We start from the raw sequence: 18,487 nt of genomic DNA on the forward strand, positions 1-18,487 counted from the left end.
GGCTGCTCTCCGACCGTTCCGACTGCGCGTCGTTCGGCGCCGAGGCCAGCGGCATCGTCCCCGGCGAGGGCGTCGGCGCGGTACTGCTCAAGCCGCTGCGGCAGGCGCTGCGCGACGGCGACCCGGTGCGCGCGGTGATCCGCGGCAGCGCCGTCAACCACAACGGGCGGACCATCGGGTTCACCAGCCCCAGCGCCCAGCGGCAGGCCGAGGTGATCCGGGCGGCGCTGCGCGACGCGCGGATCGACCCGCGGACGGTCGGTTACGTGGAGGCCACCGCCAACGGCTCGGAGATCGGCGACGCCGTCGAGATGACGGCGCTCACCCAGGTCTTCGCGGACCGGCCGGACGCCGACGGGCAGTTCCGCATCGGCTCGGTCAAGCCCAACATCGGCCACGGTGAGGCGTCCGCTGGCATGGCGCAGCTGTTCAAGGTCGTGCTGGCCATGAAGCACCGCACCCTGCCCCCGACCAGGCTCCCGGCGGAGTACAACCCGGCCATCGACCTCGACCGGCTCCCCTTCGCCCTGTCCGGCACCCCGGTGTCGTGGGACCGGGTCGTCGTGGACGGCGTCCCGGTGCCGCGCCGGGCCGGGATCACCGGCATCGGCGGCGGCGGGACCAACGCGCACCTCGTGGTGGAGGAGGCCCCCGAGCCCCCGGCCCGCGCCCGCGCGGCCACCCGCGGACCGGTCCTCTTCACCCTGTCGGCACACACCCAGGAGCGGCTCGGGGCCTACGTCGACACCTGGCTGGACTTCCTCCTGGAACAGCCCGCGATCGACCTCGCGGACCTCGCGTACACCCTCCAGGTCGGCCGGGTGGACCTGACGCACCGTCTCGCGGTCGTCGTCTCCGGCGTCGAGGAGCTCCGCGGACACCTCACCCGCTGGCGCCGCGGCCGGCCGTCCGACGCGGTGTTCGCGGCCACCGCGGCACGGATCGACACCACCGGACTCGACGCCGCCGTGCGCGAGCGGGACCTCGGCCGGGTGGCCGGCCTGTGGGCGCGCGGCGCGGCGGTCGACTGGGCCGGACTGTACGACGCGCACACCCCCGCGCGGACGTCCGGACTGCCGACCTATCCGTTCGAGCGCCGGCTCTGCTGGGTCGACGACACCGCCCCGGCGGCCCGCCCCACCGAGGCGGCCGGCCCGGCCACCGGCCAGGAGACGACCGGCCATCCGCTGCTGACCTCCGTGGTCCCGCTCGCCGACGGCCGGACGGTGTTCAGCGGCGAGGTGTCGCTCGCCACGCACCCCTGGATCGCCGACCACGCGGTCTCCGGCACGGTGCTGTTCCCCGGCACCGGCTTCGTGGAGATGGCGCTGCACGCCGGAGCGGGCCTGGGCTGCGGGCGGCTGGAGGAGCTCACCCTTGAGGCGCCGCTCACCCTGGCGGAGCAGGGCGGCGCGCGGCTCCAGATCGTCGTGCAGGCCCCCGACGCGACCGGGGCCCGGCCGGTCGAGGTCCACTCGCGGCCCGCGGAAGGGCCCGGCGGGACGGACCCGGACCAGGACCGGCCGTGGACCCGACACGCCGCCGGACTGCTCGCCCCCGGCGAGCCGGACGCCGGCTTCGACCTCGCGGTCTGGCCGCCGACCGGCGCCGAAGCGGTGCCGGTGGACGACTACTACCAGGTGATGGCCGACGCCGGTTACGCCTACGGCCCGGCGTTCCGCGGGCTGCGCGCGGTCTGGCGGCGCGGCGACGAGGTGTTCGCCGAGGCCGTGCTCGACGACGAGCGGGACGCGGGCCGCTACGGCCTGCACCCCGCGCTGCTCGACTCGGCCCTGCACGCCATGGGCTTCGGCGGCTTCGTGCGCGACGGCGGCGGACTGCTGCCGTTCTCCTGGTCCGGCATGCAGCTGTTCGGCCGGGGAGCCGCCACCGTGCGGGTGCGGCTGACGGGCGCCGGCACCGACGCGGTCTCGGCCGCGGTCGCCGACGCCGCCGGCCGCCCCGTGGCCGTCCTCGACTCACTGGTGCTGCGCCCGATCTCCGGCCGCCGCCCGGGCCCGGTCCGCCAGGCCCTGCCCGATGACCTGCTCCACCTGGACTGGACCCCGCTGCCGGTGGCCGCCACCGGCCCCGGGACGTGGAGCCCGGCCGGCCCCGACGAACTGGGCCTGGCCGCGGACCTGCGCCGCGCCGGCCACGCGGTGTCCGACGCCGGTGCCGGCGGGACGGCGCTGCTGTCCCTGTCCACCGGGCGGCCCGACGACCTGGCCGCCGGCATCCGGGCCGCCACCGCACGGGTGCTCGGCCTGGTACAGGACTGGCTGGCCGACGAGAGCCAGGCCGCGGCGCGCCTGGTGGTGGTGACCCGGCGGGCGGTGTCCACCCAGGTCGGCGAGGACGTCGAGGACCTGGTGCACGCCCCGGTGTGGGGTCTGCTGCGGGCCGCACAGGCGGAGAACCCCGAGCGGCTGCTCCTGGTCGACGTGGACGGTGCGCAGGCGTCGACCGACGCGCTGCCCGCTGCGGTCGCGGCGGCCACCGCCGCCGGTGAGGCGCAGCTCGCCCTGCGCGCGGGAGCGGCGACGGTGCCCCGGCTGGCCCGGCTCGGTTCGGACGGTGCGCTGGTCCCGCCGGGCGACGGCACCGCCTGGCGCCTGGACACCGCCGGTGCCGGCACCCTGGAGAACCTGGCGCTGCTGCCCTGGCCCGCGGCCGAAGCGCCGCTGACGCCCGGTCAGGTGCGGGTCGAGGTGCGGGCCGCGGGGCTCAACTTCCGCGACGTCCTCGGCGCGCTGGGCATGTACCCCGGGGAGCTGACGCTCGGCGCCGAGGGGGCCGGCGTGGTCACCGAGGTCGGCGCCGAGGTGTCCCACCTCGCCGTCGGGGACCGGGTGATGGGGCTGTTCCCCAGCGGCCTCGGCCCGGTCTGCGTGGCCGACGCGCACACCGTGGTCCGGATGCCGCGCGGATGGTCCTTCGAGCAGGCCGCCGCGGTCCCGGTCGCGTTCGCCACCGCCTACTACGGCCTGGTGGACATGGGCGGCCTCACGGCCGGCGAGGCGGTCCTGGTGCACGCCGCCGCGGGCGGTGTGGGCATGGCCGCGGTACAGCTCGCCCGGCATCTGGGTGCGGAGGTCTTCGCCACCGCGAGCGAGGGCAAATGGGACGCGGTACGGGACCTCGGCGTCCCCGACGACCACCTGGCCTCCTCCCGCGACCTGGGCTTCGAGGAGAAGTTCCGGGCCGTCACCGGCGGCCGCGGCGTGGACGTGGTCCTCGACTCGCTGGCCCGTGAGTTCGTCGACGCGTCCCTGCGGCTGCTGCCGCGCGGCGGCCGGTTCGTGGAGATGGGCAAGACCGACATCCGCGACGCCGCCCAGGTCGCGACCGCGCACTTCGCCGTCCGCTACCGGGCGTTCGACATCGTGGACGCCGGGCCCCGGCGGATCGGCGAGATCCTCGCCGAGATCGTGGACCTCTTCGAGCGGGGCGTCCTCGGACATCTGCCCCGGCGCACCTGGGACCTGCGGCGCGCCCCGGACGCCTTCCGGTTCATGAGCCAGGCCCGGCACGTAGGGAAGATCGTCCTGACGGTGCCGCGGCGGCCGGACCCGGCCCACACCGTGCTGATCACCGGCGGCACCGGCACCCTCGGCGGCATGCTCGCCCGGCACCTGGTGACCGAGCGCGGCGCCCGGCAGCTGCTGCTGCTCAGCCGTCGCGGCCCGCAAGCCCCCGGCGCGGCCGAGCTGACCGCCGAACTCACCGCCGCAGGGGCCCGGGTGACCGTGGTGGCCTGCGACGTCGCCGATCGCGACCGCCTCGCGGAGGTGCTCGACGCGCTGCCCGCCGAGCACCCGCTCGGCACCGTCGTGCACACCGCCGGCGACCTCGACGACGGGGTGTTCGACGCGCTGACCCCCGACCGGCTCGCCCGGGTGCTGCGGCCCAAGGCCGAGGGCGCCTGGAACCTGCACGAGCTGACCCGCGGGACGGACCTGGCCGAGTTCGTGCTCTTCTCCGGCGCGGCCGGCGTGCTCGGCAACCCGGGCCAGTCCAACTACGCCGCGGCCAGCTCCTTCCTCGACGCCCTCGCCCAGCACCGCCGGGCGCAGGGGCTGCCGGGCACCTCCCTGGCATGGGGCTACTGGGAGCAGGCCACCGGCCTGACCAAGCACCTCAGCGACGGCGACACCGGGCGGATGGCCCGCGGCGGTCTGCTGCCGCTGCCGTCCGCGGACGGGCTCGCGCTGTTCGACCTGGCGCGCGGCGCCGACGCACCGCTCCAGGTGCCGATGCGCCTGGACCTGGCGGCGCTGCGCACCCAGGCCGACGCGGGCGCCGGCCATCCGCTGCACCGCGCACTGCTGGAGACCGTGCCCCGGGCGGCGTCCGCCGCCGCACCGGACAGCGGCGCAGGCTTGGGTCTGGACGGTCTCGACGGCCTGGCCAACCTCCCGGAGGACGAGCAGTACGCCGTGCTCCTGGAGTTGGTGTGCCGGCAGGTCGGCTCCGTCCTGGTCATCGACCCGGCGACGGTCGGCGCCGACGCCGGCTTCGTCGAACTCGGCCTGGACTCCCTGACGGCGGTGGAGCTCCGCAACCGCCTCAACCGGGCCACTGGCCTGCGCCTACCGGTCACCCTGGTCTTCGACCAGCCCGCGCCCGGTGCGCTCGCCGCCTACCTGCGGCAGCGGCTCACCACGGGGCGCGGGGGCCGCAAGCCCGCCGCCCCGGCCGCGCCCGCGCCCGCCGCGACTCCGGCCGCCGCCGGATCCCCCGCGCCGACAGGCGACCGGGAGGCGCCCCCGGCCCCGCACCGGCTGCTGCTCGCCGGCGCGGACCTGGAACAGCTCGGTGCCGTACTGGAATTCGGCTGCCGCGACACCGAAGCGCTGCTCGCCGTCGCCGCCGACCACCCGCACCTCGTCGTGCACGGTGTGACCGGCGACAAGGAACTGGTCGGCACCGCCGAGCGGGAGATCGACGCACGCGGCCTGGCGGACCGGGCCGAGGTCTGCCACGCCGGCGGCCCGCTCGACCCCTTCCCGGGCACCTACGACCTGGCGTACAGCGTCGGCGGCTGCTACCGCGTCGAGGACAAGCAGGCGCTCTTCGCGAACCTGGACGCGGCGGTCGTGGACGGCGGCCAGGTCCTCCTCGCGGACGTCCTGTGCACGCTCAGCGGCGACCTGGTCGACGCCGGCGCCGGGATCAGCGTCCCCACGGCACGTACCTGGGCCGAGGTGTTCGCCCGGAACCGGTTCGTGATCGAGCACCTGCTCCCGCACGACCCCGCGGACCCCGACACCGACCCCGACCTCGCCGGGCCGCTGCGGCACGGCTGGATCGGACACCGCCTGTTCCACCTGCGCAAGCAGACCTCCTCGACCGAGGAGGAGCGCCTGCAGACCAACCGGGCACACCTGGCCGAGACCACCGCGCAGCCGCGCGCCGCGCGGAGCTGAAGGAGAAACAGAGTCAATGTCGCCCCACGTCAAGCAGGCGCTGGCGGACCTCGTGGCCCGCGTCCTCGATGCCGCCCCCGAGGCGGTCAACCGGACCTCCTTCCAGGACCTCGGCCTGGACCGGGCCGTGGCGTTGACCGAAGCGGTCAACGCGCACTTCGGCACGGCCCTCCCGACCAGCGCGGTGACCGAGTCCGGTGACCTCGACCGGCTCGTCGAACGCCTCCGGACCCAGCTCGACCGACAGGCCCCGCCGGAGGCCGTCGCCGTCATCGGCATGCACTGCCGCACCGCCGGCGCGCAGAACCCCGACGAACTGTGGGAGGTGATCAGCCAGGGCGCGGACCGCACCACCGAGGTCGACGACCCGGTCGCCCTCGGACTGCTGCGCGAGCACTTCCCGGACGCCGCCCCGCCGCGCTACGGCGCCCTCTCCGGCAGCGAGCTCTTCGACCCGGCCTTCTTCCGGATCGCCCCGCGCGAGGCCGCGGCGATGGACGCGGCCCAGCGCGTCCTGCTCGAATCCTGCTATCACGCCCTGGAGGACGCGGCCCAGGACGCCTCGACGCTGCGCGGCCGCTCCGTCGCCACCATCGTCGGCAGCACCGGGCTCGCGCCCCAGGCCGAGTACTCCGCGCACGCCCTGATGGGCTCCGACACCAGCATCATGGCCGCCCGCCTCGCCTACCAACTGGACCTCAGCGGCCCGGCGATGACGGTGGACACCGCCTGCTCGTCGTCGCTGGTCGCGGTCGACCTCGCCCGGCGACTGCTGCTGTCCGGCGAGTCGGACCTCGCGCTGGCCGCCGGGGTGTACGTGGCCAACCACCCCGGGACCTTCGTCACCATGGAGGCCCTCGGCACCGTCTCGCCCGGCCGGGCCTGCCGGCCCTTCGACGCCGACGCCGACGGGATGCTCGTCGGCGAGGGCGTCGGCGTACTCGTCCTCAAGCGGCTCTCCGACGCCGTCCGGGACAACGACCGGATCCTCGGCGTCATCCGCGGCAGCGCGACCAACCAGGACGGCCGGACCTCCGGCATCACCTCGCCCAGCGCCCCCGCCCAGACCGCCCTGCTGCGCGACGTCTACCACCGCAACGGCATCGCCATGGACCGCCTGCGCTACATCGAGGCGCACGGCACTGGGACCAGCCTCGGCGACCCGATCGAGGTGCACGGACTGACCGAGGCGTTCGCGGAGTTCACCGACCGCAAGCAGTTCTGCGCGATCGGTTCGATCAAGGCCAACATCGGCCACACCATGGGCGCCGCCGGCGTGCTGGGCGCCATCAAGGTGCTGCTGTGCCTGCGGCACGGCCAACTCCCCCCGGCCACCAACTTCCGCGACGAGAACAAGCACGCCGACTTCGAGGACAGCCCGGTCTACGTCAGCCGCGAGCTGGCCGAGTGGACCCCCGACGGCACGACCCCCCGCCTGGCCGGGGTGAGCTCCTTCGGCTACAGCGGCACCAACGCCCACGTGATCATCGAGGAGTACACCGCCCCCGAGCGCCCCGCCCGGGCCGTGCCCCGGCGCCGGCAGCTCGTCCCGCTCTCCGCGAAGACCGAGGCCCAGCTGCGCGAGAAGGCCGGGGCGCTCGCCGCCCACCTGCGGGCGGCCGGACCCGACGATGCGCCGCTCCTGGACGTGGCGTACACGCTCCAGGTGGGCCGCGAGGCGTTCCCCGAACGACTCGCGGTGGCCGCCGGCACGGTCGACGAACTGACCGCCGCCCTCGACGCGTTCGCGGGCGGCGCCACCGAGGTGCCCGGCGCGCACCGCGGACAGGTCACCGACCGCCGCCCGGGAGCGCCGGCCCCGGCCGCCGCCGGCCGGGACGCCGACGCCCTCGCCGCTGCCTGGGTCACCGGCGCCACGGTGGACTGGCCGCGCCTGCACACCGGCAGCGCGCCCCGACGCCTCGCACTGCCCGGACACCCCTTCGTCCGCGACGTCTTCCCGCACGTCTGGGCCGACGGCACCGCCCCGGGAACGGCCGGCCGGGACCACGCCCCGGCGCACCCGGAACCCGGCGCCGTACCGTCCGTCCTCGGCGCGCTCGACGCGGCGGCCGAGGAGCACCTGCGGTCCGACCCGTCGGCCGGGGACCTCGAAGCCGCGCTGCGCTCCGACGTGATGGTGCGCGAGCTGACCCAGGTCTGCCAGCGGATGCTGTTCGCCTCGCTGCGCCGGATGGACGTCTTCACGGCCGCGGGCGAACGCCACCGCGAGGCGGACCTGGCCCGCCGACTCGGCGTGGTGGACGACCACGCGGCGCTGTTCCACGGGCTGCTCGGCGTCCTCACCGACGGCGGCTACCTGCGCGCCGACGGCGAGGAACTGGTCACCACCGATCGGGTCACCGACCCGTCGACGCTGACCTGGGGCGAGGACGAGCTGGCGACGCTCAAGCGCGAGGTGACCGCCGACTACCCGGAGATGGACGGGTACTTCCACCTCCTGACGATCTGCCTGGAGGAGTTCCCCGAGGTCCTCACCGGCCGCCGCAAGGCGCACGAGGTGCTCTTCCCCGGCGGCTCGTTCGACGCCGTGGAGGCCGTCTACCACAGCGACGGCGACACCAACGGCCTGGTGGCCGGGCTCGTCGCGCGGTACGTCCGGGCGCGCCGCGAGCGCGACCCGGAGGCCACCGTCTCCGTCCTGGAGATCGGCGCGGGCACCGGCGGCACCACCGCCAAGGTGCTGCCCGCACTGGACGCCGCGGACGGGCGGCTGAGCTACGTCTACACCGACATCTCCCGCGGCTTCACGCAGTACGGGCGCAACCAGTACGGCAAGGACCACCCGTTCGTGACCTTCGCGCCGCTGGACATCGAGTCCTCGCCCACCGAGCAGGGCTTCGAGGCCGGCAGCCAGGACGTCGTACTCGCCTGCAACGTGCTGCACGCGACCCGCAACATCGACGACACCCTGGCCCACGCCCGGCAACTCCTGCGCCCCGGCGGCGTGTTGATTCTCCTAGAGACCACCCGCGCACAGGACTTCTTCACCCTCACCTTCGGCCTGATGGGCGGCTGGTGGGCCTTCGAGGACGACTGCCGGCTGCCGGGCTCCCCGCTGCTCAGCGTCGCCCTGTGGCGGCAGGCGCTGGAGCGCGGCGGATACCGGGCGGTGCGCAGCCTGTCGCCGGCGCCGGTGCGCGAGGACCAGGCGTACCAGGCGGTCGTCCTGGCCGAGAAGGAAGGGGCGCTGGAGGGTTCCGCCGAGGCGGCGCGCACCACCTCGCCCCGGCCCGTCGCCGACGCCCCGGCGAAGCCCCCGGCCGCCACCGTCCCCGTGGCGGAGCCGGTCGCCGAGGTGGCCTCCGAGGCCGCGGCACCCGAGGAGCCGGCCGGCGGCTCGCTCCAGGAACTGGTGATCGACGCCTGGCGCGAGGTGCTGGGCGTCACCACGGCCAGCCCGGAGGACGACTTCCAGGAGGTGGGCGGCGACTCGATCCTGGCCACCCAGATCATCTCCCGGCTGAAGAGCGGCTTCCCGATCGAGCTCGAACTCGGCGAGCTGTTCCAGGCCCGCACCCTGGCCGACATGGTGCGGCTGCTCGAAACCGAACTGATCGACCGCATCGACGAGTTGCCCGAAGAGACCATCAGCACCCTGCTTGCGTGAACCGGCGAGAGCCCGGGACGCCGTCGATGACACAGAGGAGTTTGCCCGCCATGTCCAGCGAAGACCTCGCTCCCTCGCGCAAGGCGCAACTGTCCCCGCAGAAGCGGGCCCTGCTGGAGAAGCTGAGCGGTGCCGCCCGCGCCTCGGGGGGCACCGGCATCCCGCGCCGCCCGGCCGACGACCGCCCGCCGCTCTCCTTCGCCCAGCGCCGGCTGTGGTTCCTGGACCAGATGGTGCCCGGCAGCGCGGCCTACAACGTCCCGATGAGCTTCCGGCTCCGCGGGCCGCTGCGCCGCGAGGTCCTAGAGCGGGCCGCCGAGGAGGTGGTGCGCCGGCACGAGTCGCTGCGCACCCGCCTGCCCAGCGAGAACGGCGAACCGTGGCAGGAGATCCTCGACGACGTCCGCGTCCCCATCGACCTGGTCGACGTCACCGACGACCCGGGCCGGCTCGACGCGCTGATCTTCGACGAGGGGCGCCGGCCGTTCGACCTGGCGACCGGTCCGCTCCTGCGGATCACCCTCTACCGGCTCGCACCCGACCTGCACGTCGTGCTGCTCAACGCCCACCACGTCGTGGTCGACGGCTGGTCGCTCGGCCTGTTCTGGCAGGAACTCTTCACCCTGTACGAAGCGTTCGCCGCGGGCCGACCCTCCCCGCTCGCTGACCTCCGCGTGCAGTACGCGGACTTCGCCGTCTGGCAGCGCCAGTACCTCTCCGGTGACCGCCTGGAAAACCAACTCGACTACTGGCGGCGCCAGTTGGGCGACGGAACGGAGAACCTGGAGCTGCCCCTGGACCGGCCGCGGCCGCCCCTCCAGACCTTCGAGGGCGGCGACCTCAGGGACGTCTACCCCGACTCCCTGCGCACCGCACTCCAGACGCTGTGCCGCCGCGAGGGCGTCAGCCTGTTCGTCCTGCTGCTCGGCGCGCTCAACGTGCTGCTGCACCGCTACACCGGCCAGAGCGGCATCCCGGTCGGCTCACCGGTGACCAACCGGACCCAGGTCGACATCGAGCCGCTCATCGGCATGTTCGTCAACACCCTCGTCTACAAGACGGACATGTCCGGTGACCCGGACTTCCGCGAGGTGCTGAGCCGGGTGCAGGAGGTCGTCAACGGCGCCCAGCAGCACCAGGAGGTGCCGTTCGAGGTCCTCGTCGACGCGCTGCAACCCGAGCGCTACCTCTCGCAGAACCCGCTCTTCCAGGTCTGCTTCAACTTCCTGCCCGCCCGGGAACTCAAGCCCGGCGACGAGCTGGTCATCGAGGCGATCGAGGGCGTCCGCATCGACACCTCCAAGTTCGACCTGTGGATCAGCGTCGTCGACTGCGCCGACGAGCTCCTGGTCGAGGTGGAGTACAACCGCGACGTCTTCGAACCGGGCACCGTACGCCGCCTGATGGACGCCTTCCGCGTCGTGGTGGAAGCCGCCGTCGACCGTCCCGAACTCGCCGTCTCCCGGCTCCCGGTGCTCCCGGAGCCCGAGCGCCGCAAGATCGTCGAGGAGTGGAACGACACCGCCCGGACCTTCGACGGCGCGGACCGCTGCCTGCCCGACCTGATCGCCGACCAGGCCCGGCGCACCCCCGACGCCCCGGCACTCGTCTTCGACGGCGAACGGATCAGCTACGCGGAACTGGACCGCCGCGCCAACCAGCTCGCCACCTGGCTGCGCCGGCGCGGCGCGGGCCCCGAGCGCTTCGTCGCCGTCTGCGCGGAACGCTCCGTCGACCTGGTCGTCGCGCTGCTCGGCGTCCTGAAGTCGGGGGCCGCGTACGTCCCGATCGACCCGGACTACCCCGCCCGCCGCCGCGCGTTCATGCTCGACGATGCGGCCCCGGACCTCGTCCTCACCCAGGAACACCTGGTGGCCGCACTGCCCCCGACGGACGCGGAGGTGGTCGCCCTCGACACCCGCCGGGCGGAGTTCGCCGAGGAGTCCGACGAGCCGGTAGCGCACGGCGCCGGCCCGGACACCCTCGCCTACATGATCTACACCTCCGGCTCCACCGGGCAGCCCAAGGGCGTCCTCAACACCCACCGGGGCATCGTCAACCGCCTGCTGTGGATGCAGGACCGCTACCGCCTCGACGGCACCGACCGGGTGCTCCAGAAGACGCCGTTCAGCTTCGACGTCTCCGTGTGGGAGTTCTTCTGGCCGCTGCTGACCGGCGCGACCCTGGTCGTCGCGGGCCCCGACGAGCACAAGGACCCGGCCAGGCTCGCCGAGGTGATCCGCCGGGAGCGGGTCACCACCGCCCACTTCGTGCCGTCGATGCTCCAGGTCTTCCTCGGCCAGGACGACCTCGCCGCGCACTGCGCCGACCTGCGCCGCGTCGTGTGCAGCGGCGAGGCCCTGCCGTTCGCCCTCCAGGAGCGGTTCTTCGCGCGACTGCCGAAGACGGAGCTGCACAACCTCTACGGCCCCACCGAGGCGGCCGTCGACGTCACCTCCTGGCAGTGCGTGCCGGGCGACGCCCGCGGCATCGTGCCCATCGGCCACCCCATCGCCAACACCCGCGTCCGCATCCTCGACGAGCGGCTCAACCCGGTGCCGGTCGGCGTCGTCGGCGAACTGCACATCGGCGGCGTACAGGTGGCCCGCGGCTACCACAACCGGCCCGAGCTCACCGAGGAGCGCTTCGTCCCCGACCCGTTCGGCGCCCCGGGCGAGCGGCTGTACAAGACGGGCGACCTGGCCCGGCTGCTGCCCGACGGGGCGATCGAGTACCGCGGTCGCGCCGACTTCCAGGTCAAGGTCCGCGGCATCCGCATCGAGCCCGGTGAGGTCGAGGCTGCGCTCACCCAGCACCCGGACGTGCAGGAGGCGGCCGTCGTCACCCGCGACGACGCACACGAACCCGACCACAAACAGCTCGTCGCCTACGTCGTGCCCGGCACCGGACCCGCCGTGGCGGAGTCCGACGAGGACCCGATGACCGAACGGGTCGCCCAGTGGGCGGAGGTGTTCGACCGGGCCTACGCACAGGACGGCGACCCGCGCGAGGCGGACTTCAACATCATCAGCTGGAACAGCAGCTACACCGGCGACCCGCTGCCCGCCGAGGAGATGCGGGAGTGGGTCGACGGCACCGTCGCCCGCATCCTCGCCCTCAAGCCCCGGCGCGTCCTGGAGATCGGCTGCGGCACCGGCCTGCTGCTCTCCCGCATCGCCCCGCACTGCGAGAGCTACCACGGCACCGACATCTCCGCGGCCGCCCTGGACTTCGTCCGTACCCGACTGATCGACGCGCGCCCCGAGCTCGCCGGCGTCACCCTCTCGCACCGCGCCGCCGACGAGGTCGCCGGACTCTCCGACGAGCCCTTCGACGTGGTGATCCTCAACTCCGTCGTCCAGTACTTCCCCGACGCCGCCTACCTGCGCACCGTCCTCGGCCAGGCCCTGGACAGCCTGACCGGCGACGGCGCCGTCTTCGTCGGCGACCTGCGCAACCTCGCTCTGCTCGACACCTTCCACACCGACGTCGAACTGAGCCGCGCCACCGCCAAGCTCCCCGTCGGGCGGTTGCGCGGCCGGATCGCCCGCCAGGCCCGCCAGGAGCAGGAACTGCTCGTGCACCCCGCCTTCTTCACGGCGCTGCGCGAGGAACGCCCGACCGTCAGCGGCATCGACGTACAGCTGCGCCGCGGCCGCCACGACAACGAACTGACCCGCTACCGCTACGACGCCGTCCTCCACGTCGGAACGCCGGCCGCCGACCGCGACACGGACGTCGTCACCCTCGACTGGCCGGACAGCGGCGGCCTCGCCGCGGTGCGCCGGCGCCTCGACGAGGAGCGGCCCGAGGCGCTCGTCGTGCTCGGCGTGCCCAACGCCCGCCTCGCCGCGGTCCACCTCAAGCAGGACCGACTCCGCGACCGGGACGCCGAGGAGATCGTCGGCGAACTCGTCCGGGACACCCCGCTCGACCCCGGCACCCACGTGGACCCGGAGCAGTGGTGGCAACTCGGCGAGGACACCGGCCACACCGTCACCGTCACCTGGATGCCGGACGCGACCGACGGCAGCTACGCGGTCCTGCTCAGCCGCACCGGCACCGACCCGCTCGCCCTGGAGCGCGCCCTGGCGGACGGGCCGCACGCGCCGGAGAGCCTGACGAACGACCCCGCGTTCCACCGCGCCGGCGCCGAGCTGGTGCGCGCACTGCGCAGCTACCTCAAGGACCGGGTGCCCGACTACATGATCCCGTCCGCGTTCCTGCCGCTGCGCGCCCTGCCGGTCGGCGTCAACGGCAAGCTCGACCGTGACGCACTGCCGCCGGTGCTCGACCAGGGCGATGTCGACGGCGCCTCCGCGGAGCCCACGACCCCCACCGAGCACGCCCTCGCCGAGGTGTGGGCGGAGGTTCTCGGCGTGGACGACGTGGGCGTGCACACCAACTTCTTCGAGCTCGGCGGCGACTCGATCCACACCATCCACGTCGTCGCCAAGGCCCGACAGCGCGGGCTGGAGTTCGCGCCGCAGCTGATCTTCCGGCACGGCACGATCGCCGCCCTCGCCACCGCCTTGGACGAGCAGGCCGCCGCGGCCGGCACCGCCGCGCCCACGACGCCCGCGACCGCCGGGCCGGACGATGCCGATGCCGCCCTGCGCGCGCTGTCCGAGGCCCCGGGCGTCGTCGACGTCTACCCGCTCTCCCCGTTCCAGCAGTGGGCCCTCGGCGCCTGGCGGGAGCGCCCGGAGCCCGGCCTCTTCCTCGTTCACCGCATGCAGCTGCTGCGGGTGTCCGAGTTCAGCGAGGACGTCTTCGTCGACTGCTTCCGGCAGTTGATCGGCGAACACCCGCTGCTGCGCACCACCTTCGCCTGGGAAGGTCTCGCGGAACCGGTACAGGTGGTGCACGAGGAGGCCACCCCAGAGACGACCTTCGCCGACTGGCGCGGCCGGCCCGGTGCCGAGCAGGACGCACGGCTGGAGACCTACCTCGCCGCGGACCGCGAGCGCGGCGTCGACCTGGGCAACGCCTCCGGGCTCCGCTACCTGGTCGCCCTGCTCGACGCGGACACCGCCCTGGTCGTGGTGAGCCTGAACTACTTCTGCCTGGACGGGTGGAGCTTCGAGATCGTCACCGACCGGCTCCAGGAACTGCTCGACGCCGCAGCCGCGGGCCGCGCCCCGAGCCCGGCCGTGGACCGGCTGCCGTTCAAGGCGTTCGTCGACGGCGTGCGCGCGCTGCCGGACCAGCCCGCCGAGAAGTACTGGCGGCGTGCCCTGGCGGGCCTCACCCGGCCGACCGCCCTGTCCGAAGGGCTCCGCAAGCAGCTGCCGGCGGGCCCCGCCGAGGACGGCTGCGCCCGCCAGATCATCACCCTGGACCGGGACACCACCCTGGGCCTGCGGCGTCTCTCGCAGCGCGGCCACCTCCCGCTCAACGCGCTGTTCCAGGGCGCCTGGGCGCTGGTGAACGCCGCCTACACCGCGTCCGACGACGTGGTGCACGGCGTGCTCCTCGCCGGCCGGTCCTCGCCGGTCGCCGACCCCGAGGCGCTCTCCACGATGGTGGGTCCCGCCTTCAACATCCTGCCGCTGCGCACCCGCCTGGACCGCGGCCACGACGCGGGGGAGTTCCTCAGGGAACTCTTCGGCGCCCTCGTCGAGATGGGCAGCCACGAGACCACGCCCCTGGACACTGTCCTCGGCTGGAGCGACCTGCCCGCCGGCGCCCTGCCCTGCGAGAGCTACATCGTGTTCCAGAACGTCGGCGTGGACACCATGGAGCGCTCCGGCACCGCGTTCTTCGTCTCCAAGATGGGTTTCCCGCTGCGCCTCGACGTGTTCCCCACCAACGTCGTGACCGTGCACCTCTCCTACCACCGGGACCAGGTCACCGACGCCGGAGCGACCCGGCTCCTGCTCGGGCTCCAGTCCGTCCTCGAAGCCATGCTGGACGGCCTCGACCGGCCCGTCGGCGAACTCGCCGACGCCGCCCTGACGGACCGGCCGGTCCCGCCCAGCCTCGGCGTCTTCCACGAGGGCGAGTTCCGGGTCGCGGAGATCCGCGAACAGCAGGGCGGTGAACGCGCTTGAGCCGGCCGGTCGTCTTCCAGTTCTCCGGACAGGGCTCGCAGTACAGCCGGATGGGCTGGTCCCTGTACCAGGCGGAACCGGTGTTCCGCCGTGCCCTGGACCGCCTCGACGCGGCGGCCGCCACGGAGCTCGGCGAGTCGGTGCTGGCGACCCTGTACGCCCCCGGCCGCAGCCGCGGCGAACCCTTCGACGCCATCGAGTTCACCCACCCGGCGATCGTCATGGTCGAACTCGCCCTGGCGGAAACCCTCATCGCGTACGGCATCGAGCCCGATCTGCTGCTCGGCGCGAGCCTCGGCGAGTTCACCGCGGCCGTCCTCGCCGGCGTGCTCGACGCCGACGAGTGCCTGCGGCTGCTGGTCCGCCAGGCCAGGTCGCTGCGGGCCGCCCCGCGCGGCGGCATGCTCGCGGTGCTGGACGACGTGGCGCTGCACCAGGACGTCCCGTTGCTGCGCGAGCGGACCGAGATCGCCGCCCGGAACTACCCCGGCCACTTCGTGCTCTCGGGAGCCGAGGAGGACCTGGTCGCGGCCGAGGAACTGCTGCGGGGCCGCCAGGTGGTGTGCCAGCGGGTCCCGGTCGGATACGCCTTCCACTCGCGGCTGATGGACGCCGGCGAGCCGGTGTTCCGGTCCACCATGGCGCACACCGAGCTGCGGCCGCCGCGGATCCCCGTGGTCTCCTGCGCCAGCGCGGGAGAGGTCGGCCGGGTCACCGTCGACCACCTGTGGCGGGCGACCAGGCAACCCATCGCCTACGCCGAGACCCTGGCGGCGCTGGAGCAGCGCGGCCCGTTCCAGTACCTGGACCTCGGACCGGCCGGCACCCTGCACAACTTCGCCCGCAAGGGCCTGTCCGCCACCTCGCGCTCCCGGTCGTTGCCGCTGCTCAGCCCGCTGGGCGAGGACACCCGCTCGCTGGCCGCCGTGCGCGCCGCGGTGCCCCCGCGGGGCCGATCCCACCCCGTATCCCACCCCGTATCCAAGGACGGCGTCATGAAGGTGTACGGATTCCCGGGCCAGGGCAGCCAGGCCAAGGGGATGGGCAAGGAGCTCTTCGAGGAGTTCCCCGAGCAGACCGCGCTCGCGGACTCGGTGCTCGGGTACTCGATCCGCGAACTGTGCGTCGAGGACCCCCGCCGGGAGCTGAGCCGGACGCAGTTCACCCAGCCCGCGCTCTTCGTGGTCAGCGCGCTGACCTGGCTCCGCACCCAGCGCGAGGACCCCGAGCCGCCGGACTACCTCGTCGGCCACAGCCTCGGCGAGTACGCCGCGCTGTTCGCCGCCGGATCCTTCGACTTCGAGACCGGGCTGCGGCTGGTCACCCGCCGGGGCGAGCTGATGAGCCGGGCCGGCGGCGGCCGGATGGCGGCCGTCATCGGCCGTGATCTGGCCACGGTGGAACGGACGTTGGCCGACCACGGGCTGACCGGCCTGGACATCGCCAACCACAACGCGCCCACCCAGTTCGTGCTGGCCGGGCCCGCCGACCAGATCGACCTGGCCAAGCCGGTGTTCCAGGAGCTCGGTGCGCACTACGTGCCGCTGAACGTCAGCGCCCCCTTCCACTCGCGTTATCTGCGCGACACCGCCGAGGAGTTCGCCGCCTACCTCGACGGGTTCACGCTGCGCGACCCGGCGGTCCCGGTCCTCGCCAACGTGCACGCCCGGCCGTACGGCCCCGGCGAGGTGAAGCAGCTCCTGGCCGGTCAGATCGCCTCGCCGGTGCGGTGGACCGACACGGTGCGGTACCTCATGGGCAAGGGCGACTTCGCGTTCCAGGAGCTCGGCCCCGGCGCGGTGCTGCGCAAGCTCGTCACCAAGATCCAGGCCGAGGCCGAGCCGCTGATCGTGGCAGAGCCCACGCTCCAGGCACCGACGCCCCAGGCGCCCGCGGTCCCCGAGATCACGGTCCCCGAGATCACGGTCCAGGCGCCCGCGACCCAGGCGCCCGTAGTCCAGGCCCTCGCTGTCCACGAACCCGTGGTCCACGAACCCGCTGTCCACGAACCCGCTGTCCACGAACCCGTGGTCCAGGCGCCCGCGGTCCAGCCCGCACCGTCGGCCGTCGTCGCGGAGGTCCTCGTCGCGGAGGCCGTCGCCGCGGCCCGGCCCGCGGCGCTCGGCGCCGACACCTTCCGCGAACGCTACGGCCTGCGCCACGCCTACCTCGCCGGCTCGATGTACGGCGGGGTGTCCGGCCCGGACCTCCTGGTGCGCCTGGCGAAGGCGGGCGGTATGGGCTTCTTCGGGACCGGCGGACTGTCCCTGGACGAGGTCGCGGCGGGCCTCGAAGCGGTCCGCGCCGACCTCGGTGCCGACGGGGTCTACGGCGCGAACCTGCTCCACCAACACGCCGACCCGGCCCGGGAGATGGCGCTGGTCGACCTCTTCCTGCGCACCGGTGTGCGCACCGTCGAGGCGTCCGGCTTCCTGCGCGTCACCCCCGCCCTCGTCAAGTACCGGCTCAGCGGCGGCCGGGTGCTCGCCAAGGTGTCCAGCACCGACATGGCGGCCACGTTCCTCGCGCCCGCGCCCCGCCCCCTCGTCCAGGACCTGGTCGACGCGGGCGCCCTGACCGGGCAGGACGCCGCGCGCTACGCGGAACTCCCGCTCGCCGACGACCTGTGCGTGGAGACCGGATCCGGCTGGTACGACGCGCCCGGCAGCCTCACCACCCTGCTGCCCACCGTGCTGCGGCTGCGGGACGCGGCGTCCGGCACCGGGCCGCGGGTGCACGTGGGCGCGGCCGGCGGCATCGGCAGCCCGGAGGCCGCGGCCGCCGCGTTCCTGCTCGGCGCGGACTTCGTGGTCACCGGCTCGATCAACCAGTGCACCCCGGAGGCGGCCACCAGCCCGGCCGTCAAGGACCTGCTCCAAGAACTCGACGTGCACGACGTGGCCCTCGCGCCCGCCCCGGAGATGTTCGAGCTGGGCGTGCGGGCGCAGGTGGTCAAGCGCGGCGTGTTCCTGCCCGCCCGCGCCGGCAAGCTGCACGAGCTGTGGCGCCGCCACGACTCGCTGGCCGACCTCGACGCCCCGACCAGGGCCCAGATCGAGGAGAAGTTCCTGCGCGGACCGCTCCCCGCGGCCAGCACGGCGGCCGGCGGCGACCCCAAGCGGACGATGGCCGACGCCTTCCGGACCTACCTCGACCGCGGCTTCCATCTCGCGCAACGCGGCGAACCCGGCCGGACCGTCGACTACTTGATCTACTGCGGACCGGCCATGGGCGCCTTCAACTCCTGGGTGCGCGGCACCGTCCTCGCGCCCTGGCAGGCACGCCACGCCGACACCGTCGCCGAGCACCTGATGGCCGAGACCGCCGCACTGCTGCGCGAACGAGCGGCCCGGTTCACCGCCGTGTGAACCGCG

The 18,487-nt window shown here is 74.1% G+C and carries 4 protein-coding genes (1 of these 4 cut by a window edge); all 4 read left to right on the forward strand.

The window, feature by feature from the left end; translation table 11 throughout:
• Tightly spaced (at most 50 nt apart), the 4 genes in view from ACO0M4_RS02735 to fabD form a layout consistent with a single transcriptional unit that may run on beyond the window.
• Positions 1-5,429: the 3' portion of an SDR family NAD(P)-dependent oxidoreductase gene (locus ACO0M4_RS02735; protein ID WP_430367910.1), read on the forward strand. The gene continues 3,418 nt to the left of window position 1, outside the view; only the last 5,429 of its 8,847 coding nucleotides appear in the window; its start codon lies beyond the left edge, outside the window; its stop codon occupies positions 5,427-5,429.
• Between the two features lie 16 nt (positions 5,430-5,445).
• Complete coding sequence (locus ACO0M4_RS02740) at positions 5,446-9,060, forward strand: beta-ketoacyl synthase N-terminal-like domain-containing protein (RefSeq protein WP_430367912.1); 3,615 nt, start codon at positions 5,446-5,448, stop codon at positions 9,058-9,060.
• Positions 9,061-9,110: 50 nt separating this feature from the next.
• A complete protein-coding gene (locus ACO0M4_RS02745; protein WP_430367914.1) occupies positions 9,111-15,113 on the forward strand; it encodes an amino acid adenylation domain-containing protein in 6,003 nt (2,000 codons plus the stop codon).
• Positions 15,110-18,481, forward strand: coding sequence for an ACP S-malonyltransferase (gene fabD / locus ACO0M4_RS02750; protein WP_430367916.1), 3,372 nt, complete (start codon positions 15,110-15,112; stop codon positions 18,479-18,481). The genes ACO0M4_RS02745 and fabD overlap by 4 nt, the downstream gene beginning before the upstream one ends.
• Positions 18,482-18,487 lie beyond the last annotated feature (6 nt).

The sequence above is a fragment of the Streptomyces sp. RGM 3693 genome (genome assembly GCF_050471125.1).
Taxonomy (GTDB): Bacteria; Actinomycetota; Actinomycetes; order Streptomycetales; family Streptomycetaceae; genus Streptomyces.